The sequence below is a fragment of the Pseudomonas sp. S2_E02 genome (assembly GCF_054668355.1).
In genome coordinates this window covers 5,004,231-5,029,092 of sequence record NZ_CP162761.1, presented here as the reverse complement: position 1 = coordinate 5,029,092, position 24,862 = coordinate 5,004,231, and the positions used below count along the sequence as shown (strand labels likewise).

The following is a 24,862-nucleotide window of genomic DNA, read 5'->3' as shown; positions in this document are numbered from 1 at the left end:
TTGCTTGACCGGTCTCTATGCCTACCCTGCGCTCCTTTTTCGCCGCGGCCCTGCTGGGCCTGAGTCTTACTGTCGGCCCGCTGTACGCCGCCGAACCACCGTCCAGCGACGCCGTGCAGGCCAGCCTCGACAAACTCGCCGACAGCAAACTGCCGGATGCCGATAAAAAGAGCCTGCAGACCGTCCTGCAGAACACGCTCAATCAGCTGAACAACCAGCGTGATTACGAACAGAAGCTGATCGATCTCAAGCAGCAGCTGGCCACCGCGCCCAAGCAAACGATTGAAAACACCCGCGAACTGACACGCCTCAAGGCTACGGCCGTGGTGCCGGTGGCACAGCGTTTTCCCAAAGAGTCGATCCAACAACTGGAGCAGATCCTCACCGATCGCTCGACTCAGCAAAGTGACCTGCAAAAAGCCCTCGCCGACGCTAACAGCCTGATCATCACCGCGCAGACGCGTCCCGAACGCGCGCAAGCGGAGATATCCGCCAGCCAGACGCGCATCCAGCAGATCAACAACATCCTCAAATCCGGCAAGGACGCGGGTAAAACCGTCACCGCCGAGCAGCGCGACCAGTTGAACGCGGAACTGGCGGCGCTGAATGCGCTGATCCCGCTGCGCCGTCAGGAGCTGGCCGGCAACAGCCAGTTGCAGGATCTGGGCAATGCCCAGCATGACTTGCTATCGGAGAAGTCCGACCGCCTCGACCGCGAGATTCAGGAACTGCAAACCCTGATCAACCAGAAACGTCTGGCGCAGTCGCAGGAAACCGTTACCCAACAGTCGATCGAAGCGCAGAAGGCCGGGAGCAGCAGTCTGCTGGCCATCGAAAGCACGGCGAACCTCAAGCTCTCCGACTACCTGCTCAAAAGCACTGACCGCCTCAACGAAGTCACCCAGCAGAATCTGCAGACCAAACAACAGCTCGACAGCCTGACCCAAAGCGATTCAGCGCTGGACGAGCAGATCAGCGTGCTCAAGGGCAGCCTGCTGCTGTCGAAGATTCTCTATAAGCAGAAACAAGCCCTGCCGCGCCTCAAGGTCGACCGCGATCTGGCCGATCAGATCGCCGACATTCGCTTGTGGCAATTCGACGTCAGCCAGCAGCGTGAGCAACTGAGTAATCCCGTCGCCTATGTCGACAACCTGCTATCCACGCAGCCGCCGGAGCAGGTCACGCCGCAATTGCGCAAAAACCTGCTGGACCTGGCCAACACCCGCGCCGATCTGCTGGAGCGGTTGAACCGCGAACTGAGCGCCATGCTCAACGAGTCGATCACCCTGCAGCTCAACCAGAAACAACTGCTGAGCACCGCACAGAGCCTGCGCGCAACGCTGGATGAGCAGATGTTCTGGATCCCCAGCAACAAGCCCTTGGACCTGGAATGGATGCGCGCGGTGCCGGAACGCCTGAAACGTCAGGTCGACACCCTGCCGTGGGCCTCCAGCCTGAGTGAGCTGACAGACGGTCTGATCCAGCGACCGTTGCTGTTCCTGCCACTGGCGCTGTTGATCGGTGCTCTGCTATGGCGGCGCAAGAATCTGTACGCGCGGCTGAACAAGGTTCACCAGGACATCGGTCACTTCAAGCGTGACAGCCAGTGGCACACGCCGCAGGCGATTCTGATCAATATTCTGCTGGCGATGCCGGTCGCGTTGGGCCTGGCCTTGTGTGGTCTGGCGTTGCAGATCGACGCTCGCGGGCAGAACGCCAACATGGGCGCGGCGCTGCTGCAAATGGGCCAGGCATGGCTGGTGTTCTACACCGCTTATCGGATTCTGGCGCCGGGTGGCGTGGCGGAACTGCATTTCCGCTGGGAGAAGCCGCAGGTCGAATTCCTCCAGGGCTGGATCCGTCGTCTGGGTCTGGTGGTCATGGCGCTGGTGACTATTGTCGCCGTGGCCGAACTGCAACCGGCAGCACTGGCAGACGACGTGCTCGGCATGCCGGTGGTGCTGACCTGCTATGCCCTGATGGCCTGGCTGCTCAGTCGCTTGCTGATCAGCAGCCCGGCCCACGAGAACACTTCGCTGTTCCGCAAAGCCGTCGGCGTGATGTTCACCCTGCTGCCGATCGCGTTGTTCGTGGCGGTGTGCTTCGGCTACTACTACACCGCGCTGAAGCTCAGCGACCGGTTGATCAACACCCTGTACCTGCTGATGTTCTGGCTGGTGATCGAAGCCACCTTCGTGCGCGGTCTGAGCGTTGCCGCACGACGTCTGGCCTACCAGCGTGCCCTGGCCAAACGGCAGGCGGCGAAAGAGGCCGGCGACGGCGAAGCGGTGATCGAAGAGCCGGCGCTGGACATCGAAAAGGTCAACGAACAGTCCCTGCGCCTGATCCGTCTGGCCCTGCTCGGCGGCTTCATCGCGGCGCTGTACTGGGTCTGGTCCGATCTGATTTCGGTGTTCTCGTACCTCGACAACATCACCCTCTACGAGTACACCAGCGGCACCGGCGCCAACATGAGCATGGTGCCAATCAGCATCGGCGACATGCTTGGTGCACTGATCATCATCGGCATCACTTTCGCCCTCGCGCGCAACTTGCCCGGCCTGCTCGAAGTATTCGTGCTGTCCAAGCTCAATCTGGCTCAGGGCAGTGCCTACGCAACCACGACGTTGCTGTCGTATGTGATCGCCGGTGTCGGCTTCGTCTCGACCCTGTCGACCCTCGGCGTCAGCTGGGACAAGTTGCAATGGCTGGTGGCGGCGCTGTCGGTCGGCCTCGGTTTCGGTATGCAGGAGATTTTTGCGAACTTCATCTCCGGCATCATGATTCTGTTCGAACGCCCAGTGCGGATCGGTGACACCATCACCATCGGCAACCTGTCGGGCACGGTGAGCAAGATCCGCATCCGCGCCACGACCATCACCGACTTCGACCGCAAGGACATCATTGTCCCGAACAAGACGTTCATCACCGGACAACTGATCAACTGGTCGCTGACCGACACCATCACCCGCGTGACGCTGAAACTTGGCGTCGACTACGGCTCCGATCTGGATCTGGTCAAAGAGCTGCTGCTCAAGGCTGCCCGCGAAAACCCGCGTGTACTCAAAGAGCCTGAGCCGCACGTGTACTTCCTCAACTTCGGCGAAAGCACCCTCGACCACGAGTTGCGCATGCACGTGCGCGACCTCGGTGACCGCAACCCGGTGCTCGATGAGGTCAACCGCTTCATCAACCGTGAGTTCAAGAAGCAGCACATCAACATCTCGTTCCGCCAGATGGAGGTGTACCTGAAGAACCTTCACGGTCAGGAATACAAGATGGTGCCGATCGAGCCGGAAACCAAAACCATCGTGCCGATCGCCGACGATCAGAAACCGCTGCAAGAGCCACCGCCGGCCAAACTCGACTAACCGGTCTATTCCCAGCAGAATGCTCGGACATTCTGCTGGAGCCGGCCCTTGAAAGCCCTCGACGAACTGACCTTCGACAATCGCTTCGCCCGCCTGGGCGATGCGTTCTCCGCCCATGTGCTGCCCGAGCCGATCGATAATCCGCGTCTGGTCGTCGCCAGCCCGGCGGCCCTGGCCTTGCTCGATCTCGATCCGGCCGCAGCCGAAACTCAGGAATTTGCCGAACTGTTTGGCGGCCACAAGCTGTGGGCCGATGCCGAACCGCGGGCGATGGTCTATTCCGGGCATCAGTTCGGCGGCTACACGCCGCAACTGGGTGACGGTCGGGGCTTGCTACTCGGCGAGGTCTACAACACTGCCGGCGAGCATTGGGACCTGCACCTGAAGGGCGCCGGACAGACGCCGTTTTCGCGCATGGGCGACGGCCGGGCGGTGCTGCGTTCGTCGATCCGCGAGTTTCTCGCCTCCGAAGCGCTGCACGCGCTGAATATCCCTTCTTCGCGCGCGGCCTGCGTGATCGGCTCCGACACCCCAGTCTGGCGCGAAAAGCAGGAGCGCGCGGCGACGGTGCTGCGCCTGGCGCCGAGCCACATCCGCTTCGGCCACTTCGAATACTTCTATTACACCAAGCGCCCCGAGCAGCAGAAGCAGCTCGGCGAACACGTTCTGGCGATGCATTTCCCTGAGTGCCTGGAACAGCCGGAACCATATCTGGCGATGTTCCGCGAGATCGTCGAGCGCAACGCCGAACTGATCGCCAAGTGGCAGGCCTATGGCTTCTGCCACGGCGTGATGAACACCGACAACATGTCGATCCTCGGCATCACCTTCGACTTCGGCCCGTTCGCTTTTCTCGACGATTTCGACGCCAACTTCATCTGCAATCACTCGGATGATCAAGGGCGCTACTCGTTCAGCAATCAGGTGCCGGTTGGCCAGTGGAACCTCAGCGCGCTGGCGCAGGCACTGACGCCGTTCATCAGCGTCGAAGCCCTGCGCGAAACCCTCGGCCTGTACTTGCCGCTGTTTCAGGCGCATTACCTCGACCTGATGCGCCGCCGTTTAGGCTTCACCACAGCTGAAGATGACGACCAAACACTGCTGGAAAATCTGCTGCAACTGATGCAGAACAGCGGCGTTGATTACACGCTGTTTTTCCGCCGACTCGGTGAAGAGTCCGCCGTAGAAGCCATTGCCCGTTTGCGCGACGATTTCGTCGACATCAAGGGTTTTGATGCCTGGGGTGAACGCTACGTCGCCCGGGTTGCCCGCGATGGCGATGCTGATCAAACGCAGCGCCAAGCGCGGATGCATGCGGTCAATCCGCTATACATCCTGCGCAACTATCTGGCGCAAAAAGCCATTGATGCGGCAGAGCAAGGGGATTACTCGGAGGTACGCCGGTTGCATGCGGTGCTGAGCAAACCGTTTGAGGAGCAGCCGGGGATGGAGGCTTATGCCGAGCGGCCACCGGAGTGGGGCAAGCATTTGGAGATCAGTTGTTCTTCCTGAGTGCCAGCGCCTCATCTTGATAAACAGTTCGTACGGCTCCAGATAAGTCGTACGAAACGCTGAACGCCAACGAGCCGAATATGACTGACCCACTCCTCATCCCCTGCCCCTCCTGCAACGGCCTCAACCGCATCCCTGCCGAGCGCCTTGCGGATCAACCCAAGTGCGGACGCTGCAAATCCGCCGTGCTGCTGAACAAACCCTTCGAACTCAAGCAAGGCGATTACGCCAGCCAGATCAAGGGTGATCTGCCGTTGCTGGTGGATGTCTGGGCGCAATGGTGTGGGCCGTGCAAGTCGTTTGCGCCGGTGTTCGAGCAGGCGGCGGCGCAGCTGGCCGGCAAGTGCCGCTTGGCCAAGCTTGATAGCGAGGCCAATCAACAGTTGTCGGCGCAGTTGGGGATTCGCTCGATTCCGAGTCTGATTCTGTTCAAGAACGGCCGGGAAGTGGCGCGGCAGAGTGGTGCGTTGCCGTTGCCGCAGTTGATGGCGTGGCTGCGTAGCCAAGGGATCTGACACACCCCACCCCCCTGTGGGAGCGAGCTTGCTCGCGAAAGCGGTGGATCAGTTAACGAAGATGTCTACTGAACTGACGCATTCGCGAGCAAGCTCGCTCCCACAGGTGTTCATGGATAGCTCAAGGGATCAGTGATCTTCGAGCAAGTTGTGCAGTTCGACGAATTGCTGGGTCAGCTTGTGCCGGGGATCGAGGTGGATCAGCGGCATGCTGGCCTGATGCGATTCGCGCATGCGCACCGAACTGGTCAGGTACACCGGCAGCACCGGTAGACCTTCGGCAATCAGCTCATCGAGGATCTGCTGTGGCAGGCTCGCCCGGGCCTGGAACTGGTTGACCACAATGCCTTCGACTTCCAGGCCTTCGTTGTGGTCGTCCTTCAACTCCTCGATCTCCGCGATCAGCCCGTACAGCGCCTGACGGGAAAAGCTGTCGCAATCGAAAGGGATCAGCACGCGATCGGCAGCAATCAACGCCGATACTGCATAAAAATTCAGCGCCGGCGGCGTATCAAGGTAAATCCGGTCGTAATCCTCGGACAGCTCATCGAGCAACTTCCGTAGCTTGTTGATCTTGTGTTTGGCCTCAAGCTTGGGCTGCAGGTCGGCCAGCTCCGCCGTGGCGGTGATGATGTGGAGGTTGTCGAACGGGGTTTCGTAGATGTCCGCCTGATTCTTCTTCGAGAACGGCCCGGAAGACAGGGTCTGCTTGAAGAAGTCGGCAATACCCATCGGAATGTCGTCGCCGGTGAGCCCGGTCAGATACTGAGTGGAGTTGGCCTGGGCATCGAGATCGACCAACAGCGTGCGATAACCCTCACTGGCGCTGACCGCCGCCAGATTGCAGGCAATGCTGGACTTGCCTACCCCACCTTTCTGATTGAACACCACGCGCCGCATGACAAAACCTCCGTGTATCAAAGAATGACCGAGTGTAGATGCGCGTGACCTCGCTTCGCTACCTTCATGGACATGGACTACAGAGTCAGGTGCAAATATCCGCGGACAGATAGCGCAATTACCGCCATTGATCGCCGCGATCCCCGACAGACAAGCCGCTGACAATCTGGATAATGGCCAAGTGACAGTTTTCTTGCGAACCACTCGGTACATTTCGTTGCGCAAAATGTAACCAGCATTTGCTACACACTCGTCGCACCGGGATAATGCGCGCCACCCGGCGCCAAGCGCCACGTCAAGCCTGCTGCGGTTTTGGCGACCAAACGCGTCAACAAAAGCCCGCAGGGGCGGGATGAATGTCCGTGATCAACTTCAACATCGCCCAATGGCGCGCGTGGGCCCCTGGCCTCGACAGCGTGGACGCCTGGCAGGCCTGGAGCCGACAACCGGTCGTACTCCAGCGCAGTGATGCCGCGCCCGATGTGTCGTTTTTGCCGGCCATGCAGCGCCGCCGCCTCAGTCGTCTGGCACGCATGGCGTTCAGCGTTGGCTGGCCCCTGGCCGACGGGCGGGACAGCCTGCCGCTGGTGTTCGTCTCGCGCCACGGTGAAACCCCACGGACTTACGACATCCTCAGTGATCTGGCGACCGAACAGCCGCTGTCGCCGACCCAGTTCAGCCTGTCCGTGCACAACGCGATCATCGGTCTGTGGTCGATCATGCGTGGCGAAACCAGTGAAATGACTGCCCTCGCCGCAGCCGGCGACGGACTTGAGCACGGCATGCTCGAAGCAGCGGCGCTGCTCAATGAAGGCGCCCCGGCGGTGTTGCTGGTGATCACCGAAGAACAACCACCCGAAGCCTATTCAGCGTGGATCGACGATGTGCCGTTTCCCTACGCGCTCGGTCTTTTGCTCACCCCCGGTACCGACTGGCGGCTGACCCTGAACAGCGTCACAGAAACACGGTCAAAAGCGCACTGGCCCCACGCGCTCAATCTGTTGCAAAACCTGCTCGGCCAGCAAACCCATTGCCAACATGCCTGGAAAAATCGTGTATGGACCTGGCAACGCAACCCGTGACCGAAAAAAACCGCGATGCCTATTACTGGCGCCTGCTGGCCACCGCCGCAAGCTTTACCCTGTTCGGGCTAGGCGGGCTGTGCCTGCGTTTGCTGGTGTTTCCGCTATTGGCTTGCCTGCCCGGTGACGCCGTTGTGCATCGCCAACGCGCGCGGCAGACCGTCAGCCGGCTGTTCTGGTTTTTCGTCCGGTTCATGGCCCGCACCGGTGTGCTGACCTATGACATTCAGGGCGCCGAACGTCTCGGTCGACCCGGACAGATGATCATCGCCAATCACCCGTCGCTGATCGACGTGGTGTTCCTCATCGGTCTGGTGCGCCAGGCCAATTGCGTGGTGAAGAAAAGCCTGTGGGAAAACCCCTTCACCCGTGGCCCGTTGCGCCGCACCGAATACATCAGTAATGACGGCAGCATGGACATGCTCGATGCCGCCGCCCAATCCCTGCAAAACGGCCAGACCCTGATCATCTTTCCCGAAGGCACGCGCACCCAGCCGGGCCAGGCGCCGGCCTTTCATCGGGGCGCTGCGGCGATTGCCCTGCGCGGTGCGAAAATCCTTACGCCAGTGATTATCAAGGTCAGCCCGACCACATTGACCAAAGCCGAACCGTGGTACCGGATCCCCAGCCGCCGTGTGCACTTCAGTTTTCGCGTCGGGGCCGATATAGACCCACAAGCCTTCGCCGCGCAAGGCCCTGCACCGCAAGCCTCGCGCAAGCTCAACGATTATTTGCACTCATATTTCATTAAGGAGCTCGCCGAAGATGAGCGATCTGAACACCCCTAGCCTGGTGCGTGACATCAAACTGCTGATCATCGACGCCCTCGGCCTCGAAGACATCAGCGTCGACGACATCGAAGACGAGCAAACACTGTTCGGCGAAGGCCTGGGCCTGGATTCCGTCGACGCGCTGGAACTGGGTCTGGCCATCCAGAAAAAATACGGCATCAAGATCGACGCCGACGCCAAAGACACCCGTAACCATTTCACCAACGTGGCCAGCCTTGCGGCGTTCGTCACGGCAAAACAGGCAGCTTGAGACCGGACCATGCAAACTCGTGACGATATTTTCAACACCCTGCGCGATGCCTTGGTCGAGCTGTTCGAACTGGATCCGGCCCGTGTGAGCCTGGACTCCAACCTGTATCAGGATCTGGAAATCGACAGCATCGACGCGGTCGATCTGATCGATCACATCAAACGCCAGACCGGCAAGAAAATCGCCGCCGAAGAATTCAAATCGGTGCGCACCGTCGGCGACGTGGTCGAGGCGGTCTACCGTCTGGTTCAACCGGCCGCATGAGCCGATTGATCGGCCTGGGCCTGCTGCTGGCCGGTCTGCTGTACCCCTTTGCGGTGTATTTCGGCATGGAGCATTTTGCCCCGTGGCAGTTCGGTCTGCTGCTGGGCAGCCTGTGGCTGGCGCGGGCACTGACCGGCGAGCGCAAACCCGGCAGCCTGTGGATGGCCTGTGTGGCGATCGCCTTTTGCCTGCTGCTGGCGCTGTTCGACAGTCCGCTGTTGCTGCGTTGGTACCCGGTGCTGATCAGCGGCTTCATGCTAGTGCTGTTCAGCCTGAGCCTGAAATACGGCCCGCCGATGGTCGAGCGCCTGGCGCGCTTGCGTGAGCCAGAGCTGCCGGACATCGCGATCCGCTATACGCGCAAGGTCACCGTGGCCTGGAGCGTGTTTTTCTTCTGCAACGGTTTATGCGCCGCCCTGCTGACCCTGTGGGCGCCGCTGAATTGGTGGATGTTGTACACCGGCCTGATCTCCTATGGATTGATCGGCCTGATGTTTGCCATTGAATGGCTGATACGACAACGGGTAAGAGGCCGTACATGAACTGGATAAAACTTGAGCAGCTGTTGCTCAAGCCTGTGCCGGCGCGGGCCATCAGCCACGCACCGGCCCTCGATCACGCGCAACTGTGCGAGCAGGCGCTGAGCGTTGCCGCCGGTCTGCAAGCGCAAGGCGTGAAACGTCTGGCTGTGCACCTGGAAGATGCCGCCGAACTGGCCATCGCCTTGCTGGGTGCATGGCGTGCAGGCGTGAGTGTTCTGCTGCCCTCGGACCTGCAAGCGCAAACCCGCCAGCGCTGGTCGGCTGAGGTCGATCTGTGGCTGACGGATCAAACCGATGACGCGCAACTGAGCGACGTTCAGCAGCCGCCGCTAGCCGGCGCCGCACTGGACCTCGACCAGTGCCGTCTGAGCCTGTGCACGTCCGGCTCCAGCGGCGAGCCCAAGCGCATCGACAAAACCCTGCGCCAACTGGCCAACGAGGTCGAAGCACTGGAACAGTTGTGGGGCGCGGATCTCGGTGAGGCCTGCATCATCGGCAGCGTCGCCACCCAGCATATTTACGGTTTGCTGTTTCGCGTGCTGTGGCCGCTGTGTGCCGGGCGCCCGTTTGTGCGCAAGCAACTGGCGTTCCCCGAAGACTTGCAGCGTGCCAGCCGCAAATATCCAGCCTTTGCGTGGGTGGCCAGCCCGGCGTTGCTCAAACGCATGGGCGACAACCTCGACTGGCCGGCCCTGAGCGCCGTGCGCCGGGTGTTTTCCTCCGGCGGTGCGTTGCCGGTCGAAGCTGCGCAAAGTCTGCAGCAACGCTTGCAGCAATGGCCGACGGAAATCCTCGGCAGCTCGGAAACCGGCGGCATTGCCTGGCGTCAGGGCCAACTACTGTGGCAACCGTTCGCCGGTGTCCAACTGAGCCAGGACAGCGACGGCGCCCTGCTGATCGCCTCACCTTACTTGCCTGCCGGACACGTCGAGCAGACCGCTGACGCCGCGCGCATCGGCATCGATGGCCGCTTCGAACTGCTCGGACGGCTGGACCGGATCGTCAAACTGGAAGAAAAACGCATCTCGCTACCCATGCTTGAGCAAGCCTTGGTTGTCCACGACTGGGTCGCCGAAGCGCGCTTGGGCGTGGTCCAGGAAAATCGCGCCTCTCTCGGTGCTCTACTGGTGCTCAGCGAGGCCGGCCTGTTTGCCTTGCGTGAGCACGGTCGCCGCAGCCTGACCGAAACCCTGCGCCAGCATTTGCGCCAACACTGTGAAGCCCTGGCGCTGCCACGACGCTGGCGACTGGTGCGGCAATTACCGTTGAACAGCCAAGGCAAGCTGCCTCAGGCCGATATCGAAGCGCTGCTGATGGCGCCGCGAGCGAAAGCGCCCGAAGTGCTGGAACAAGTCGAGACCACTGGCGAGTGGAGCCTGCAACTGAGCGTGCCCCCGGACTTGGCCTATTTCAGCGGCCACTTCCCCAAAGCCCCGGTATTGCCTGGCGTGGTGCAGGTGGAATGGGCACTGAACCTCGGTCGCCAACTGCTCAATCTGACCGGTCCGTTTGCCGGGATGGAAGTGCTGAAGTTCCAGCAATTGGTGCGGCCTGGGGATGAAATTCAGCTGCACCTGCGCTTTGATCCGGAGCGCGGCAAATTGTATTTCGCTTATCGCAATGACACGGCGACCTGTTCCAGTGGGCGGATTCTTTTGGGTGTAGAGCATGGTTGACCTTGGTGAGTGCTGCGCACTCAATCGCGAGCAGGCTCACTCCTACAGGGATCGCGGTCTTCCAGTGGAGAAAACGTATGCATAACCCTTGCGCCGTGATCCCGGTTTATAACCACGAAACTGCGATCGGCACCGTGGTCGAGGCTCTGCTCGCGCAAAGCCTGCCGTGCATTCTGGTGGACGACGCCAGCACGCCATCTTGCGCCAGAGTGCTCGACGCACTGGCCGAGCGCGACAACGTGCATCTGGTACGCCTGACCGCGAATCAGGGCAAGGGCGGCGCGGTGATGACCGGTTTGCGCGAAGCCTCGTTATTGGGTTTCAGCCATGCGCTGCAGGTCGATGCCGACGGCCAGCACGACTTGCACGATGTGGAGCGTTTTGTCGCCGAGTCTCGCGCTCATCCCGAGGCGATGATCTGCGGTTATCCGCTGTTCGACGAAAGCGTGCCGAAAGGTCGTTTGTACGCGCGCTACCTGACCCACGTGATGGTCTGGATCAACACGCTGTCGCTGCAGATCCGCGATTCAATGTGTGGTTTCCGCGTCTATCCGCTGGCCCCGACGCTGGCGGTGATCGATTCGGCGAAAGTCGGCAAGCGCATGGATTTCGACTCGGACATTCTCGTGCGCCTGTCGTGGCGCAATCAGCCGATGCGCTGGCTGCAAACCAGCGTGCATTATCCGCTGGACGGTGTGTCGCACTTCCGTCTGTTCCATGACAACGCACTGATTTCCAGCATGCACACGCGGCTGTTTCTCGGCATGTTGCTGCGCTTCCCGGTGATCCTCTGGCGGCGGTGGCGCGCATGAGCGGTGAAGCCGACAAGCAGCACTGGGCCGACCGCGAAGAACGCGGCAGCTTTCTGTTGATGAAATTCACCGCGTTCGCCGCCAAGGTCCTTGGCCGACGCCTGCTCAGTCCGTTGCTGTACGGCATCGTCCTGTACTTTTTCCTCTTCGGCCGCACCGCACGGCGCAGCGCCTGGCAATATCAGCAGCGTTTGGCGGCGTGGAGTCAGCGCGAAGATTTACACCCCACTCATTGGCGGGTGTTCGGTCAGTTCATGGCATTCGCCGATTCGATGCTCGACAAGCTCGACGTGTGGAACGGCAAGCTGCGCATCGAACAGATCGAAATCATCGACCCGGCCCTGCTGCGCAATCAGCTGCGCGGCAGTCGCGGACAACTGCTGGTCGGCGCGCACCTGGGCAATCTGGAAGTCTGTCGCGCACTGGCGGAAATCGGCGAAAAGGTCACCATGAACGTGCTGGTGCACACCAAGCACGCCGAACAATTCAACCGTTTGCTGGGTGAGGCTGGGGCGACCAATCTGCGCCTGATTCAAGTCAGCGAACTGGACCCGGTGATCATGCTGCAACTGCACGAACGCCTGGAGCGCGGTGAGTGGCTGGCGATTGCCGGCGACCGCGTCCCCCTGCATGGCGGGCGCAGCGTAACCGTGGACTTTCTCGGCCATCCGGCGCCGTTCCCGCAAGGCCCGTGGCTGCTCGCCGGCCTGCTCAAATGCCCGGTCAATCTGCTGATGTGCCTCAAGCAACCGGACGGTCACTATCGCCTGACTCTCGAGCCCTTCGCCGACGCCGTGGTGTGGAAGCGCAGCGAGCGCGAGCAGGTCATTCATCAGTGGGCCACCCGCTATGCGCAGCGCCTGAGTCACTATTGCCTCGAAGCGCCGCAACAATGGTTCAACTTTTACCCTTTCTGGAAGACCGATGACGACGCCAACCCATGAGCCGGTAACCTTCGGCGAACGCCCTTTGCGCATCGAAGACGTGCTGGCCCTGGCCAACCGTCAGGCGCCCGTGCAGTTGCAGAGCGACGCCGACTATCGCGAGCGCATCGCCAAGGGCGCGCGGTTCCTCGATTCGCTGCTGGACAAGGAAGGCGTGATCTACGGCGTAACCACCGGTTACGGCGACTCCTGCGTGGTCGCGGTGCCGCTGCATCACGTAGAGGCGCTGCCGCGTCACCTCTACACCTTCCACGGTTGCGGGCTGGGTAAACTGCTCGACGCGCAAGCCACCCGCGCGGTGTTGGCGGCGCGTCTGCAGTCGTTGTGTCACGGCGTCTCCGGGGTGCGCGTGGAATTGCTGGAGCGTCTGCACGCGTTCCTCGAATACGACATCCTGCCGCTGATCCCTGAAGAAGGCTCGGTCGGCGCCAGCGGTGATCTGACGCCGCTGTCCTACGTCGCCGCAACGCTGTCCGGTGAACGTGAAGTAATGTTCCGTAGCGAACGTCGCCAGTCTGCCGATGTGCATCGTGAACTCGGCTGGACACCGCTGGTGCTGCGCCCGAAAGAAGCGCTGGCGCTGATGAACGGCACCGCCGTAATGACCGGTCTCGCCTGCCTCGCTTTCGCCCGTGCCGACTATCTGTTGCAACTGGCCACGCGCATCACCGCGCTCAATGTGGTCGCGCTGCAAGGCAATCCGGAGCACTTCGACGAACGTCTGTTCGCCGCCAAACCACATCCAGGGCAAATGCAGGTCGCCGCGTGGCTGCGCAAGGATCTGGCGATCGACGCGCCGACCGCGCCGCTGCATCGCCTGCAGGATCGCTACTCGCTGCGCTGCGCCCCGCACGTGCTCGGCGTATTGGCCGATAGCCTGAACTGGCTGCGTTCATTCATCGAAACCGAACTGAACAGCGCCAACGACAACCCGATCATCGACGCCGAAGCCGAGCGCGTGCTGCACGGTGGGCACTTCTACGGCGGGCATATCGCGTTCGCCATGGACAGCCTGAAAAATCTGGTGGCCAACGTCGCCGATCTGCTCGATCGGCAACTCGCCTTGCTGGTGGATGAGCGTTACAACCACGGTCTGCCGAGCAACCTCTCCGGTGCTCCGGCGGATCGCGCCATGATCAATCATGGCTTCAAAGCCGTGCAGATCGGCACCAGCGCCTGGACCGCCGAAGCATTGAAAAACACCATGCCGGCCAGCGTGTTCTCGCGCTCCACCGAGTGCCACAACCAGGACAAAGTCAGCATGGGCACCATCGCCGCCCGCGATGCGATCCGTGTGCTGGAGCTGACCGAGCAAGTCGCCGCCGCCACCCTGCTCGCCGCCAACCAAGGCGTGTGGCTGCGCGCTCAGGCCGAAGACGCGCGACCGTTGCCGCCATCGCTGGCGGCGATGCACGTAGAACTGGCCAAGGATTTCCCGCCGGTGATCGAAGACCGCGCCCTGGAAGGCGAGCTGCGTCTGTGCCTGCAACGCATCGCCGCTCAACACTGGAGGCTGCATGCGTAGCGCCGGAGTGCTTCACGCCGACACGGAAATCCTCGTACCGTTTTTCGACGTCGACACCATGCACGTCGTCTGGCACGGCCATTACGTCAAATACCTCGAAGTGGCGCGTTGCGCGCTGCTCGACAAGATCGGCCACAACTACACGCACATGGTCGAGGCCGGTTATGCCTGGCCGATCATCGACCTGCAACTGCGCTACGTGCGTGGCGCGGTGTTCGGTCAGCGCCTGAATGTGCGCGCCAGTCTGGTCGAATGGGAAAACCGTCTGAAGATCAATTACCTGATCACCGACCTGCACAGCGGCGAACGCCTCACCCGTGCCAGCTCGGTGCAAGTGGCAGTGGAAGTCAGCAGCCGCGAGATGCAACTGGCTTCGCCGAAGGTCTTCACCGATGCCGTGGAAAGGATGCTGCGATGAATGCTTTTGTTAAAGGCTTGAGTGTACTGGCGCTACTGGTGATGTCCTCTCTGGCCAACGCCTTCGACCTGCAACAACTGAGCGAGCAACTGGCGAAACCGGACGTGATCCACGGTCAGTTCATTCAGGAAAAACACCTGCGTGCATTACCGCAGCCGCTGATCAGCAAGGGCAGTTTTGTTCTGGCGAAAAACCACGGCCTGCTCTGGCTGCTGAAGACCCCGCTGCAACAGGACTACCGCATCACCGCCAAGGGCATCGCCCGGCGTGACGGCAACGGCTGGCAACTGCTGCCGAACAAGAGCGCCGGGGCCGAGCAGAACCGCTTGTTCCTCGCCGTGCTGCAAGGCGACAGCAGTGGCCTGCAGCGCGATTTCGAACTGGCCCTGAGCGGCGATGCACAGCAGTGGAAACTCACGCTGACCCCGCGCTCGCTGCTGCTCAAGCAAGTGTTCAACCAGATCAATATCGACGGCGGCACGCTGGTGCAAACCATCGAACTGCTGGAAACCCAGGGCGACAGCACCGTGCTGCGCATGCAGGACAGCACCGCCGGGCAACCGTTGAACGACGCGGAGCAACATGACTTTGCCGAGTGAACGCAGGCTGCCCTGGCTGTTTCTGATTCTGCTGCTGGCGGTCGTCGCTCTGGCCGGTTGGCAGTGGCGTGACGGTGCGCCATTGTCGGCGAACCTGATGGAACTGGTGCCCGGCACCCACCCCGATGCCCTCGAACAGCGCGCCGAGCAGCGCATGCAGGAACCGCTCAACCGCGAAATGCTGGTGCTGGTCGGCCACGCCGATCGCCAGCACGCGGTGGCCATGGCGCAGACGCTGGGCGAGCAATGGCAGGCCAGCGGTCTGTTCGAGAAAGTGCAGTGGAACCTGCAGGCGGATCTGCCAGCGCTGCGCACGCAACTGCTGCAAGGGCGACTGGCGATGCTCTCGGCGGATGACCGGCAACTGCTGATCGAACACCCCGACGCATTCATTCAACAACGCGTGCAGGCCCTGTTCGATCCGTTCAGCGGTTTCAGTCTGGTGCCGAGTCAGGATGACTGGCTGGGCCTGACCGGGCGCATTCAGAACAGCCAGCCGCAGCACGGTTCGGTGCAACTGGACATCGGCAGCGGCGCGTTGATTGCCGATGCGGACGGCAAGAGCTGGGTGCTGCTGCGTGCACGCACCACCGGCAATGCTTTCGATATGAACTTGCCGCTGCAAGTCGCGGCACTGCTGCAAGCCAGCCGCGAGCAGGCGGCGAAATCCGACGTGCAATTGCTGGCCGCCAGCGGCTTGCTCTACGCGGCCAACGGTCAGCAGCAAGCCACGCGCGAAATGACCTGGGTCGGTGGTGGTGCGACGGTCGGCATTCTCTTGCTGCTGTTGCTCGCTTTCCGCCGCTGGCGCGTGTTGCTGGCGTTCGTGCCGGTGCTGGTCGCCATGTTGTTCGGCGCGGTGGCGTGTGTGGCGCTGTTCGGCCATATGCACGTGATGACGCTGGTGCTCGGCTCCAGCCTGATCGGCGTGGCCGTGGATTACCCACTGCACTATTTGTCGAAGAGCTGGAGCCTGAAGCCTTGGCGCAGTTGGCCGGCGTTGCGTTTGACGCTGTCCGGGCTGACCCTGAGCCTGATCACCAGCGCCATCGGTTATCTGGCACTGGCGTGGACGCCGTTCCCGGCGCTGACGCAAATCGCGGTGTTCTCCGCCGCTGGCTTGCTCGGTGCCTATTTGTCGGCGGTGTGCCTGTTGCCGGCGTTGCTGAAAAACGTCGAACTGCGCCCCGCGCAATGGCCGCTGCAGCTGGCCGAGCGCATGGTTGCGCTGCGTGAAAAACTGCTCGAGCACGTGCGCACGCCGGTGTTGCTGGCGCTGCTGATCGCCTTCTGCGTAGGCGGTCTAGTACAACTGCAAAGCAAGAATGACATTCGCCAATGGGTCGGCGCACCGCAACAGCTGACCGACGAAGCGCAGACCATCGCGCGCATCACCGGCTATCAGCCGACCAGCCAGTTTTTCCTCGTGCGCGCCGACAATCAGCAGCAATTGCTCGAGCGTCAGGCCGCGCTGAGCGAGCGTCTGCAGCAACTGGTCAACCTCGACAAGCTGCAAGGCTATCTGGCCCTCGATCAACTGCTCAGCCCGCCGAACCAGCAAGAACAGGTACGTCAGGCGCTGAACAAACTGCCGCAATACTGGCAGCCACTGCTCGACCTCGGCGTGCCGCTCGCCGCGCTGCAAACCGAACTACAGCAATTGCAGACCGTGCCCGCCGAAGACATCGACGCGGCTCTGGCCGGCCCGCTCGGCGAACCTTATCGCACGCTCTGGCTCGGCCCCAGCGAAGACGGCGTAGCGGCAATGACCAGCCTGCAAGGCCTGAACAACCCGGCACTGTTGCGCGTGCAGGCGCTGGATTTGCCGGGGGTGACGCTGGTCGATCGCCTCGGTGAGTTGAACGAGGTATTCGCCGCGACGCAGATCAGCGCCGCTGAACTGAAACTCGCTTCCTGCGCGTTGATCGTGCTGGTGCTGATGCTGCCGTTCGGTCTCGGCGGTGCGTTGCGCATCGTTGCCCTGCCGTTGCTCGCCGCGTTGTGCAGCCTCGCCAGTCTCGGCTGGCTCGGTCAGCCGCTGACCCTGTTCAGCCTGTTCGGCCTGCTGCTGGTCACAGCGATCAGCGTCGACTACGCGATTCTCATGCGCGAACAGGTCGGCGGTGCGGCGGTGAGCCTGCTCGGTACCTTGCTCGCGGCTGTGACGACATGGCTGTCGTTCGGTTTGCTGGCGGTTTCCAGCACCCCGGCGGTGAGCAACTTCGGGCTGTCGGTGAGCCTCGGTCTGGCGTTCAGTTTCATGCTCGCACCGTGGGCCGGGCGCCACGAACACACGGCAGCCGTCGCGGAGCCAGCGGCATGATGGTCGCCGCTTTCTGGCTGCTGGCTCTGGCGTTGTTCGCTGTGGCCACGCGCATCGGGCGCCACTTCGGCCTGATCCCGATCGTCAGCCAATTGCTGCTGGCGAGCTTCGGCTTGCCGCTGCTGATGTACTTCTGGATCGAGCCGGGCTGGCAGCTCAGCGGCGCGCAACTGATTGCGCCTGACTGGCTGAAAAACCTCTACAGCCTGAGTTTTGCCCTACTGCTCGGGCATATCCTCAGTGATGTGATCGATCTGAAACTCGATCGCCAGAGCGTGAAAATCGCCGTGCCGAGTTTCCTCGTGCCGTTTGCCTGTGGCCTGGCCGCTGCCTATTGGCTGCTGCCGACGCAACCGTGGCTCAACTCGCTGGCCATCGGTCTGGTGTTCGCGATCACCGCGATCCCGGTGCTGTACCTGTATCTGCGCCACATCGATTATCCGCCCGCCGCCACTCGCCGGTTGGTGCAGACCGCGATCCTCATCGATCTGACCTGCTGGACGCTGTTCGGCCTCGCCCAGGGCAGCCTGCATCTGAGCAGTCTGCTGCTGCCGCTGGCTCTCGCCCTGGTGCCGTTACTGTTGCATCTGTTGCGTGTGCGTCGACCGCTGACCTATAGCCTCGGTTTCTTTGCGCTGTTGGTAATGGCCGAGCACTACAAACTCAACGCACTGATCTTCGGCATCGGCTACCTGCTATGCATGGCCGCGCTGAAAGTGCCGTTGGTACTGCCATTGCCGGCGCGCTGGATGAGCCGTTTGCAGACGTGGCTGGCGATCCCGCTGATTCTGACGTTCGGCATCGTCCAGATCGACGTGCACAGTGCGCTCTCCAGCCTTGGTCCGCTGCAATGGGCGGCGCTGCTGCTGTTGCCGATTGCCAGTAAACTGCTCGGCAACTGGCTCGGCCTCGGCTGGGCCGGCGCCTCGTTCGAAGGCGCCAGCCGCTGGCGCGAAAGTGTGCTGCTGAATATTCGCGGCCTGAGCGAAATCGTCTTTCTCAATCTGCTCTTGCAACAACAGCTCATCACCCCGGCGCTGTACTTCGCGCTGATGCTGATGGGCCTGATCGCGACGCTGCTACCGGCCCTGATCGGCCTGCATCGCGCGCCATTGAATCTGCAACATCCTTTGCCCCGGAGCTCACGTGCCAATCGTTGAAATGGAATCCCGTCAGGTCGTGATCATCGGCGCCGGTCCGTCCGGCGCCATCGCCGCCGCGCTGCTCAAGCGCAAGGGCCACGATGTACTGGTGATCGAGCGCCAGCACTTTCCGCGCTTTTCGATCGGTGAAAGCCTGCTCAGCCATTGTCTGGATTTCGTCGAAGAAGCCGGCATGCTCGACGCCGTCAATGCCGCCGGATTCCAGCGAAAGACCGGCGCCGCATTCGCCTGGGGCGAGCGTTACAGCGCCTTCGATTTCGGTGACACCTTTACCGGCGGCAAACCGACCACGTTTCAGGTGCAGCGCGCCGATTTTGACAAACTGCTGGCTGATCAGGCGGCGCTGCAAGGCGCGGAAATCCGCTACGGTGACGCCATCGTCAGCGTCGATTTCGAGCGGACGAAACCGCAGCTGAATGTACGTCGCGAGGACGGCGGCGACTATCGCGTCGAAGCGGATTTCGTCCTTGATGCCAGCGGCTACGGTCGTGTGCTGTCGCGACTGCTGGATCTGGAAGCGCCGTCGAACTTCCCGGTGCGCCAAGCGGTGTTCACCCACGTCGAAGATCACATCGACAACCCGGCGTTCGACCGCGAGAAAATCCTCGTCACCACCCATCCAGAGCATCGCGATGTCTGGTTCTGGACGATCCCGTTCAGTAATGGACGCTGCTCGGTGGGCGTGGTCGCCGCCGAGGAACATTTCAAGGGTCGCGACAGCGATCTGGATGCCTGTCTGCGCAGCTTCATCGCCGAAACCCCGAGCCTCGCCGGCGTTCTGAACAATGCTGTGTGGGACACCCCTGCACGCACGCTCGGCGGTTACGCCGCCAACGTGAAAACCCTGCACGGGCCGGGCTTTGCCTTGCTCGGCAACGCGGCAGAATTTCTCGACCCGGTGTTCTCCTCCGGCGTGACCATCGCCATGCGCTCGGCGAGCATGGCCGCAGCGGTGCTGCACCGTCAGTTGCAAGGTGAAACCGTCGACTGGCAAGGCGAATTTGCCGAGCCACTCAAGCGCGGCGTCGACACCTTTCGCTGCTACGTCGAGGGCTGGTACGCCGGCACCTTTCAGGACGTGATTTTTTATGAAGACAGTCAGGCGGAAATCCGTCGGATGATCTGTTCGATCCTCGCCGGCTACGCCTGGGATGAACACAACCCGTTCGTCAGCGAAGCGCGTCGCCGCTTGAAGATGATTTCCGAACTCTGTGCAAAGGACGCCACATGAACTACTTGAGCGACAGCTACGTCGAGGAAACCCGCTTCGGTTTCTGGTTCCTGCGCAGCCACACCTGGCAGCACCACGTCTTGCGCGTGGCGATCAATGATTTGCGTGGTTTGTTTAGTGACGCTCTGCCGGAAAGCCCGGTGCTGCTGGATGCTGGTTGCGGACAGGGCAAGTCGTTCGCTCATCTGCGCCAGACCTTTGCGCCACAGCGCCTGATCGGCGTTGATGCCGACCCGCACAGCCTTGAATTGAGCGGCGCAGAAGCGGCGCGTCTGGATCTGGAGGTGGAACTGATCGGCAGTGACTGCGCGACGCTCAATGTGGCGGACGCCAGTGTTGATCTGCTGTTCTGTCATCAGACTTTCCATCATCTGGTCGAGCAGGAAAAAGCCCTCGCCGAGTTTTATCGAGTGCTGAAACCGGGTGGCTATCTGCTGTTCGCCGAGTCCACCGAGGCTTACATTGATACGTGGGTGATCCGCTGGCTGTTCCGTCATCCGATGCACGTGCAAAAGAGTGCGGCGCAGTATCTGCAGATGATTCGCGGGCAGGGTTTCGAATTTGGCGAGGGCAATGTTTCCTACCCGTATTTGTGGTGGAGCCGGTCGAAAGATTTTGGCTTGCTGGAACGGTTCGGGTTGCGCAAACCGAAACCGTTTGGCGAGCGCGAAGAGACGTTGGTCAACGTTGTCGCGCGCAAACCGCTTGAAGGTGATCGTTGATGCTACACATAACCTGTGGGAGCGAGCCTGCTCGCGAAAGCGGTGGGTCAGCCAACCTCTTTGTTGAATGTGCCGGCGCCTTCGCGAGCAGGCTCGCTCCCACAGTGTCCGCGGTGTGGCGATTTTTTGTGGTCGGCGTGATGCTTCTGTTGAGCGCCTGCGCCAGCCAGGCGCCGTTGCCTGCGGGCAATCCAACACTCCCGCTGCCTCTGCAACTGCACATCGAACGCCAACAAGCCGAACAACGCCAGGACTGGCTGCTGGTGATCCAGCGCGAAGGCCCGGGTATCCGCTGGTCGATGATGGACCCGCTGGGCATTCCCCAAGCGCGGCAGCAACTGATCGACGGCCACTGGCAGGCCGATGGGCTGCTGCCACCGAACCCAGAAGCCCGAGAGCTGTTTGCCGCGCTGTTGTTCGCCCTGACCCCGTCCGGCGAGCTGCTGCGCAATTACCCCGCCGCACTGCAACAGGGCCAGCAACGCGCCCTGCCGGCGCGCTGGGATATCCGTTATTCACAACCGTTGAGCTTCGAATTGAACCTGCCTCAAGGCCCGCACTACCGCGTTTCTCCGTTGGGTGAACCGACGCCATGACCGCTTACCTGAATGCCCTCGGCGTGATCTGCGCGCTGGGCCGCGACAAACAAGCCGTCGCGCGCAAGCTGTTCGCCGGCGACTGCTCAGGCATGCGCCGCGAGTCCGGCTGGGTGGCGGAGCGTGAGTTGCCCGTCGCGGCCGTCCAGGGCGAACTGGCGCCGATCCCGGCAGAACTCGCCGATCAGCGCAGCCGCAACAATCAGCTGCTGCTGGAAGCGGCGTTGCAGATTCGCGATGACATTGATCAAGCGATCCAGACCTACGGCCGCGACCGCCTTGGTGTCGTGCTCGGCACCAGCACCTCGGGCATCGACGAGGCCAGTCGAGGTCTGGCGCACTACATCCGCGAGCAGCAGTTCCCGGCGGAATACGATTATCGTCAACAGGAACTCGGCGCCCCGGCCAACTTCCTCGCCGACTGGCTGCAACTGAGCGGCCCGGCCTATGTGATTTCCACCGCTTGCACTTCCAGCGCCCGTGCCTTGATGAGCGCTCAGCGTTTGCTCGATCTGGGCCTGTGCGACGCGGTGCTGTGTGGCGGCGTCGACAGCCTGTGCAAACTGACCCTCAACGGTTTCTCGTCACTTGAAGCGATGTCCGACGAGCGCTGCAATCCGTTCTCGGCCAACCGCAGCGGCATCAATATCGGCGAAGCGGCGGTGCTGTTTGTCATGAGCAAACAACAGGGCAAAGGCCCAGCCATTGCCTTGCTCGGCGCCGGCGCCAGCTCCGACGCCCATCATATTTCTGCCCCTGAACCGACCGGGCGCGGCGCCCTGCAAGCGATGCAGAAAGCCTTGAGCCGCGCTCATCTGCAAGCAGCGCAGATCAACTACCTGAACCTGCACGGCACCGCTACCCAACACAACGACGCAATGGAAAGCCTGGCGGTTGCCGCGCTGTTCCCCGCAGGCGTGGCTTGTTCATCGACCAAGCCGATGACCGGCCACACCCTTGGCGCGGCCGGTGCGCTGGAAGCAGCGTTTTGCTGGTTGAGCCTGAGCACCGACAACCCCGACCACGCCTTGCCGCCACACGTCTGGGACGCTCAGCCCGATCCTGCGCTGCCACCGCTGAAGTGGGTGACCGCGAGCGAGCGCCTGACGTCCATTGCACCCCGCTACCTGATGAGCAACTCGTTTGCCTTCGGCGGCAACAACGTCAGCCTGATTATCGGAGACGCCCCATGATCCCCTGGCCGCTCGCCGAACTGCTGCCCCATGCGGGCGACATGATTCTGATCGACAGCATCACAAGTTTTGACGATGAGCAGATCTACACCCGTCTCACGGTCCAGCCTGATGGCCTGTTCAACCTGCCCGACGGCAGCCTGCCGGCCTGGGTCGGCATCGAACTGATGGCGCAGAGCGTCGCCGCATTTGCCGGTTGCCACGCGCGGCAGAAAGGCAATCCGGTGGAGCTGGGCTTTCTGCTCGGTACGCGCAAGTTCGAGTGCAACGTCGAAGCGTTTCCCGCCGGCAGCGAACTGACCATCCATGGTCTGCGTTCGCTGGAAGATGACAACGGCATGGGCGTCTTCGAATGCCATATCAACGGCGCCGGCATTCACGCCAGCGCACGCCTGAACGTGTTCCGTCCGCCTCAGGTCAATCAATATCTGCAACAGACACAGGAGTCGAACGATGACTGAATCCGTACTGGTCACCGGCTCCAGCCGTGGCATCGGCCGCGCCATTGCCTTGCGCCTCGCAAAGGCCGGGTACGACATCGTCCTGCACTGCCGCAGCGGCGTAGCCGAAGCGCAAGGCGTTCACGCAGAAATCGAAGCACTGGGGCGCAAGGCGCGCATCCTGCAATTCGACGTTGCCGATCGCGAAACCTGCAAAACCATTCTGGAAGCCGACGTCGAAAGCCACGGCGCCTATTACGGCGTGGTGTTGAATGCCGGGCTGACCCGCGATGGCGCATTTCCAGCTCTGAGTGACGACGATTGGGACGTGGTGTTGCGCACTAACCTTGACGGTTTCTACAACGTCCTGCACCCGGTGATGATGCCGATGATCCGCCGCCGTGCCGCTGGTCGCATTGTCTGCATCACCTCGGTGTCGGGGCTGATCGGCAACCGTGGCCAGGTCAACTACAGCGCCTCCAAGGCCGGCGTGATTGGCGCGGCAAAGGCGTTGGCGATCGAGCTGGGCAAGCGCAAAATCACCGTTAACTGCATCGCACCGGGCCTGATCGACACGGCGATGCTGGATGAAAACGTGCCGGTGGAAGAGTTGATGAAGATGATCCCCGCGCAACGCATGGGCACCCCGGAAGAGGTGGCCAGTGCGGTGAATTTCCTGATGTCGGCGGAAGCCTCGTACATCACCCGCCAGGTGCTGGCGGTCAACGGAGGCTTGTGCTGATGAAGCGCGTCGTCGTCACCGGCATGGCCGGCATCACCTCGCTGGGCAGCGACTGGGAGACCATCGCCGGCAACTTCGCGGCTAACCGCAGCGGCATCCGCCGGATGGACGAGTGGGATCGTTTCAGCGAACTCAACACGCGCCTGGCCGGGCCGATCGATGACTTTGCAGTGCCTGCGCACTGGACGCGCAAGCAACTGCGCAGCATGGGCCGGGTGTCGCGGCTGGCGGTCGGCGCAGCAGAAAAAGCCCTGGCTGACGCCGGTTTGCTCGGTGACGAATCGATCAAGGACGGCAGAATGGGCGTGGCTTGCGGTTCGTCCACCGGCAGCACCGACGAGATCAAAGCGTTCGGCAACATGCTGCTCAACTCTGTCGCCGAAGGCCTCAACGCCAACTCCTACGTGCGGATGATGCCGCACACCACCGCCGCCAACATCAGCATCTTCTTTGGTCTCACCGGGCGGCTGATCCCGACGTCCAGCGCGTGCACCAGCGGCAGCCAGGGCATCGGTTACGCCTACGAGGCGATCAAATTCGGCCGCCTGCCGTTGATGCTCGCCGGCGGCGCCGAAGAGCTGTGCCCGACCGAAGCCATGGTCTTCGACGCACTCTACGCCACCAGCCTGAAAAACGATGCGCCGCAGACCAGTCCACGCCCGTACGACAAGGGCCGCGATGGCCTGGTGATCGGTGAAGGCGGCGGCATGCTGGTCCTTGAAGAGCTGGAACATGCTCTGGCGCGCGGTGCGCATATCCACGCCGAGATCGTCGGTTTCGGTAGCAACGCCGACGGCCAGCACACCACACGCCCGGAACAAGTGACCATGCGCCGTGCCATGGAACTGGCGCTGGAAGACGCCGGCCTGACGCCGGAGGCCATTGGCTATGTAAATGGCCACGGCACCGCTACAGAACAGGGCGACATTGCCGAAACACTGGCGACCAGCAGTTTGTTCGGTGAACGCATGCCGATCAGCTCGCAGAAGAGTTTCCTCGGCCACACCCTCGGCGCCTGCGGTGCGCTGGAGTCGTGGTTCAGCATCGAGATGATGAACCGCGACCTGTACGTGCACACGTTCAACCTCGACGAGGTCGATCCGCACTGCGGCAAACTCGATTACCTGCGCGGCGAATTCCGCCAGATGCATCACGACTATGTGATGAACAACAATTTCGCTTTTGGTGGCGTCAACACCTCGTTGATTTTCCGCCGCTGGCACTGACCGCAACACGTTTGGAGTGAAGGGA

24 protein-coding genes are annotated in these 24,862 nt (G+C 61.8%); 23 read left to right on the top strand and 1 reads right to left on the bottom strand.

All coding sequences use genetic code 11. From position 1 onward, the window contains the following. Positions 1 to 17 precede the first annotated feature (17 nt). The 3 genes from mscK (at position 18) to trxC (ending at position 5,398) form a co-directional block, all read left to right on the top strand. Positions 18 to 3,371, top strand: a complete 3,354-nt coding sequence (mscK, locus tag AB4O01_RS22635) for a mechanosensitive channel MscK (RefSeq protein ID WP_460089601.1) — start codon at positions 18 to 20, stop codon at positions 3,369 to 3,371. A gap of 48 nt (positions 3,372 to 3,419) precedes the next feature. Continuing rightward, positions 3,420 to 4,883, top strand: coding sequence for a protein adenylyltransferase SelO (selO, locus tag AB4O01_RS22630; protein WP_460089599.1), 1,464 nt, complete (start codon positions 3,420 to 3,422; stop codon positions 4,881 to 4,883). An 80-nt stretch (positions 4,884 to 4,963) separates the two neighbouring features. Then, positions 4,964 to 5,398, top strand: a complete 435-nt coding sequence (gene trxC, locus AB4O01_RS22625) for a thioredoxin TrxC (protein WP_099757797.1) — start codon at positions 4,964 to 4,966, stop codon at positions 5,396 to 5,398. A 129-nt stretch (positions 5,399 to 5,527) separates the two neighbouring features. On the opposite strand, the gene AB4O01_RS22620 is transcribed toward trxC, so the two are convergent. Then, positions 5,528 to 6,298 carry a ParA family protein gene (locus AB4O01_RS22620; protein ID WP_034152927.1) on the bottom strand — a complete coding sequence of 257 codons (771 nt, stop codon included), beginning with the start codon at positions 6,296 to 6,298 and terminating at the stop codon, positions 5,528 to 5,530. Between the two features lie 356 nt (positions 6,299 to 6,654). Between AB4O01_RS22620 and AB4O01_RS22615 the strand changes: the two genes are divergently transcribed. The 20 genes from AB4O01_RS22615 to AB4O01_RS22520 all read left to right on the top strand — a co-directional run bounded on the left by AB4O01_RS22615 (position 6,655) and on the right by AB4O01_RS22520 (position 24,837). Continuing rightward, complete coding sequence (locus tag AB4O01_RS22615) at positions 6,655 to 7,380, top strand: beta-ketoacyl synthase chain length factor (protein ID WP_093430106.1); 726 nt, start codon at positions 6,655 to 6,657, stop codon at positions 7,378 to 7,380. Continuing rightward, positions 7,356 to 8,168 carry a lysophospholipid acyltransferase family protein gene (locus AB4O01_RS22610; RefSeq protein WP_093430105.1) on the top strand — a complete coding sequence of 271 codons (813 nt, stop codon included), beginning with the start codon at positions 7,356 to 7,358 and terminating at the stop codon, positions 8,166 to 8,168. Before AB4O01_RS22615 ends, AB4O01_RS22610 begins: the two co-directional genes overlap by 25 nt. Further along, positions 8,146 to 8,421: a phosphopantetheine-binding protein gene (locus AB4O01_RS22605; protein WP_093430104.1), complete on the top strand. Its 276-nt coding sequence runs from the start codon at positions 8,146 to 8,148 to the stop codon at positions 8,419 to 8,421. The genes AB4O01_RS22610 and AB4O01_RS22605 overlap by 23 nt, the downstream gene beginning before the upstream one ends. Before the next feature lie 9 nt (positions 8,422 to 8,430). Next, the gene (locus tag AB4O01_RS22600) at positions 8,431 to 8,685 is read left to right on the top strand and encodes an acyl carrier protein (protein ID WP_064388843.1); all 255 of its coding nucleotides are present in this window, start codon (positions 8,431 to 8,433) and stop codon (positions 8,683 to 8,685) included. Further along, positions 8,682 to 9,227: a COG4648 family protein gene (locus AB4O01_RS22595; protein ID WP_093430103.1), complete on the top strand. Its 546-nt coding sequence runs from the start codon at positions 8,682 to 8,684 to the stop codon at positions 9,225 to 9,227. Before AB4O01_RS22600 ends, AB4O01_RS22595 begins: the two co-directional genes overlap by 4 nt. Continuing rightward, on the top strand, positions 9,224 to 10,903 hold the full coding sequence (locus AB4O01_RS22590; protein WP_460089597.1) for an AMP-binding protein: 1,680 nt from the start codon (positions 9,224 to 9,226) through the stop codon (positions 10,901 to 10,903). Before AB4O01_RS22595 ends, AB4O01_RS22590 begins: the two co-directional genes overlap by 4 nt. Positions 10,904 to 10,980: 77 nt before the next feature. Next, positions 10,981 to 11,715, top strand: a complete 735-nt coding sequence (locus AB4O01_RS22585; RefSeq protein ID WP_116255747.1) for a glycosyltransferase family 2 protein — start codon at positions 10,981 to 10,983, stop codon at positions 11,713 to 11,715. Then, a complete protein-coding gene (locus AB4O01_RS22580) occupies positions 11,712 to 12,659 on the top strand; it encodes an LpxL/LpxP family acyltransferase (RefSeq protein WP_093430100.1) in 948 nt (315 codons plus the stop codon). Before AB4O01_RS22585 ends, AB4O01_RS22580 begins: the two co-directional genes overlap by 4 nt. After that, on the top strand, positions 12,640 to 14,184 hold the full coding sequence (locus tag AB4O01_RS22575) for an HAL/PAL/TAL family ammonia-lyase (protein ID WP_186621263.1): 1,545 nt from the start codon (positions 12,640 to 12,642) through the stop codon (positions 14,182 to 14,184). The genes AB4O01_RS22580 and AB4O01_RS22575 overlap by 20 nt, the downstream gene beginning before the upstream one ends. Next, complete coding sequence (locus AB4O01_RS22570) at positions 14,177 to 14,602, top strand: acyl-CoA thioesterase (RefSeq protein ID WP_095047227.1); 426 nt, start codon at positions 14,177 to 14,179, stop codon at positions 14,600 to 14,602. Before AB4O01_RS22575 ends, AB4O01_RS22570 begins: the two co-directional genes overlap by 8 nt. Beyond that, entirely contained in the window at positions 14,599 to 15,201 is a 603-nt protein-coding gene (locus tag AB4O01_RS22565) for an outer membrane lipoprotein carrier protein LolA (protein ID WP_099757791.1), read from the top strand. Before AB4O01_RS22570 ends, AB4O01_RS22565 begins: the two co-directional genes overlap by 4 nt. Continuing rightward, positions 15,185 to 17,524: an MMPL family transporter gene (locus AB4O01_RS22560; RefSeq protein WP_460089595.1), complete on the top strand. Its 2,340-nt coding sequence runs from the start codon at positions 15,185 to 15,187 to the stop codon at positions 17,522 to 17,524. The genes AB4O01_RS22565 and AB4O01_RS22560 overlap by 17 nt, the downstream gene beginning before the upstream one ends. Continuing rightward, positions 17,521 to 18,684 (top strand): cation:proton antiporter, encoded by a 1,164-nt coding sequence (locus AB4O01_RS22555; RefSeq protein WP_460089593.1) that lies wholly within the window; start codon positions 17,521 to 17,523, stop codon positions 18,682 to 18,684. Before AB4O01_RS22560 ends, AB4O01_RS22555 begins: the two co-directional genes overlap by 4 nt. Then, positions 18,671 to 19,918 carry an NAD(P)/FAD-dependent oxidoreductase gene (locus tag AB4O01_RS22550; protein WP_257356872.1) on the top strand — a complete coding sequence of 416 codons (1,248 nt, stop codon included), beginning with the start codon at positions 18,671 to 18,673 and terminating at the stop codon, positions 19,916 to 19,918. The genes AB4O01_RS22555 and AB4O01_RS22550 overlap by 14 nt, the downstream gene beginning before the upstream one ends. Beyond that, positions 19,915 to 20,640, top strand: a complete 726-nt coding sequence (locus AB4O01_RS22545) for a class I SAM-dependent methyltransferase (RefSeq protein ID WP_093430093.1) — start codon at positions 19,915 to 19,917, stop codon at positions 20,638 to 20,640. Before AB4O01_RS22550 ends, AB4O01_RS22545 begins: the two co-directional genes overlap by 4 nt. Then, positions 20,640 to 21,236 (top strand): hypothetical protein, encoded by a 597-nt coding sequence (locus AB4O01_RS22540; RefSeq protein ID WP_460089592.1) that lies wholly within the window; start codon positions 20,640 to 20,642, stop codon positions 21,234 to 21,236. Before AB4O01_RS22545 ends, AB4O01_RS22540 begins: the two co-directional genes overlap by 1 nt. Further along, the gene (locus AB4O01_RS22535) at positions 21,233 to 22,429 is read left to right on the top strand and encodes a beta-ketoacyl-[acyl-carrier-protein] synthase family protein (protein WP_460089590.1); all 1,197 of its coding nucleotides are present in this window, start codon (positions 21,233 to 21,235) and stop codon (positions 22,427 to 22,429) included. The genes AB4O01_RS22540 and AB4O01_RS22535 overlap by 4 nt, the downstream gene beginning before the upstream one ends. After that, entirely contained in the window at positions 22,426 to 22,890 is a 465-nt protein-coding gene (locus AB4O01_RS22530; RefSeq protein ID WP_257356868.1) for a hotdog family protein, read from the top strand. The genes AB4O01_RS22535 and AB4O01_RS22530 overlap by 4 nt, the downstream gene beginning before the upstream one ends. Further along, on the top strand, positions 22,883 to 23,611 hold the full coding sequence (fabG, locus tag AB4O01_RS22525; RefSeq protein ID WP_460089588.1) for a 3-oxoacyl-ACP reductase FabG: 729 nt from the start codon (positions 22,883 to 22,885) through the stop codon (positions 23,609 to 23,611). Before AB4O01_RS22530 ends, fabG begins: the two co-directional genes overlap by 8 nt. Further along, positions 23,611 to 24,837, top strand: coding sequence for a beta-ketoacyl-ACP synthase (locus AB4O01_RS22520; protein ID WP_194935829.1), 1,227 nt, complete (start codon positions 23,611 to 23,613; stop codon positions 24,835 to 24,837). The genes fabG and AB4O01_RS22520 overlap by 1 nt, the downstream gene beginning before the upstream one ends. Positions 24,838 to 24,862: the final 25 nt, after the last annotated feature.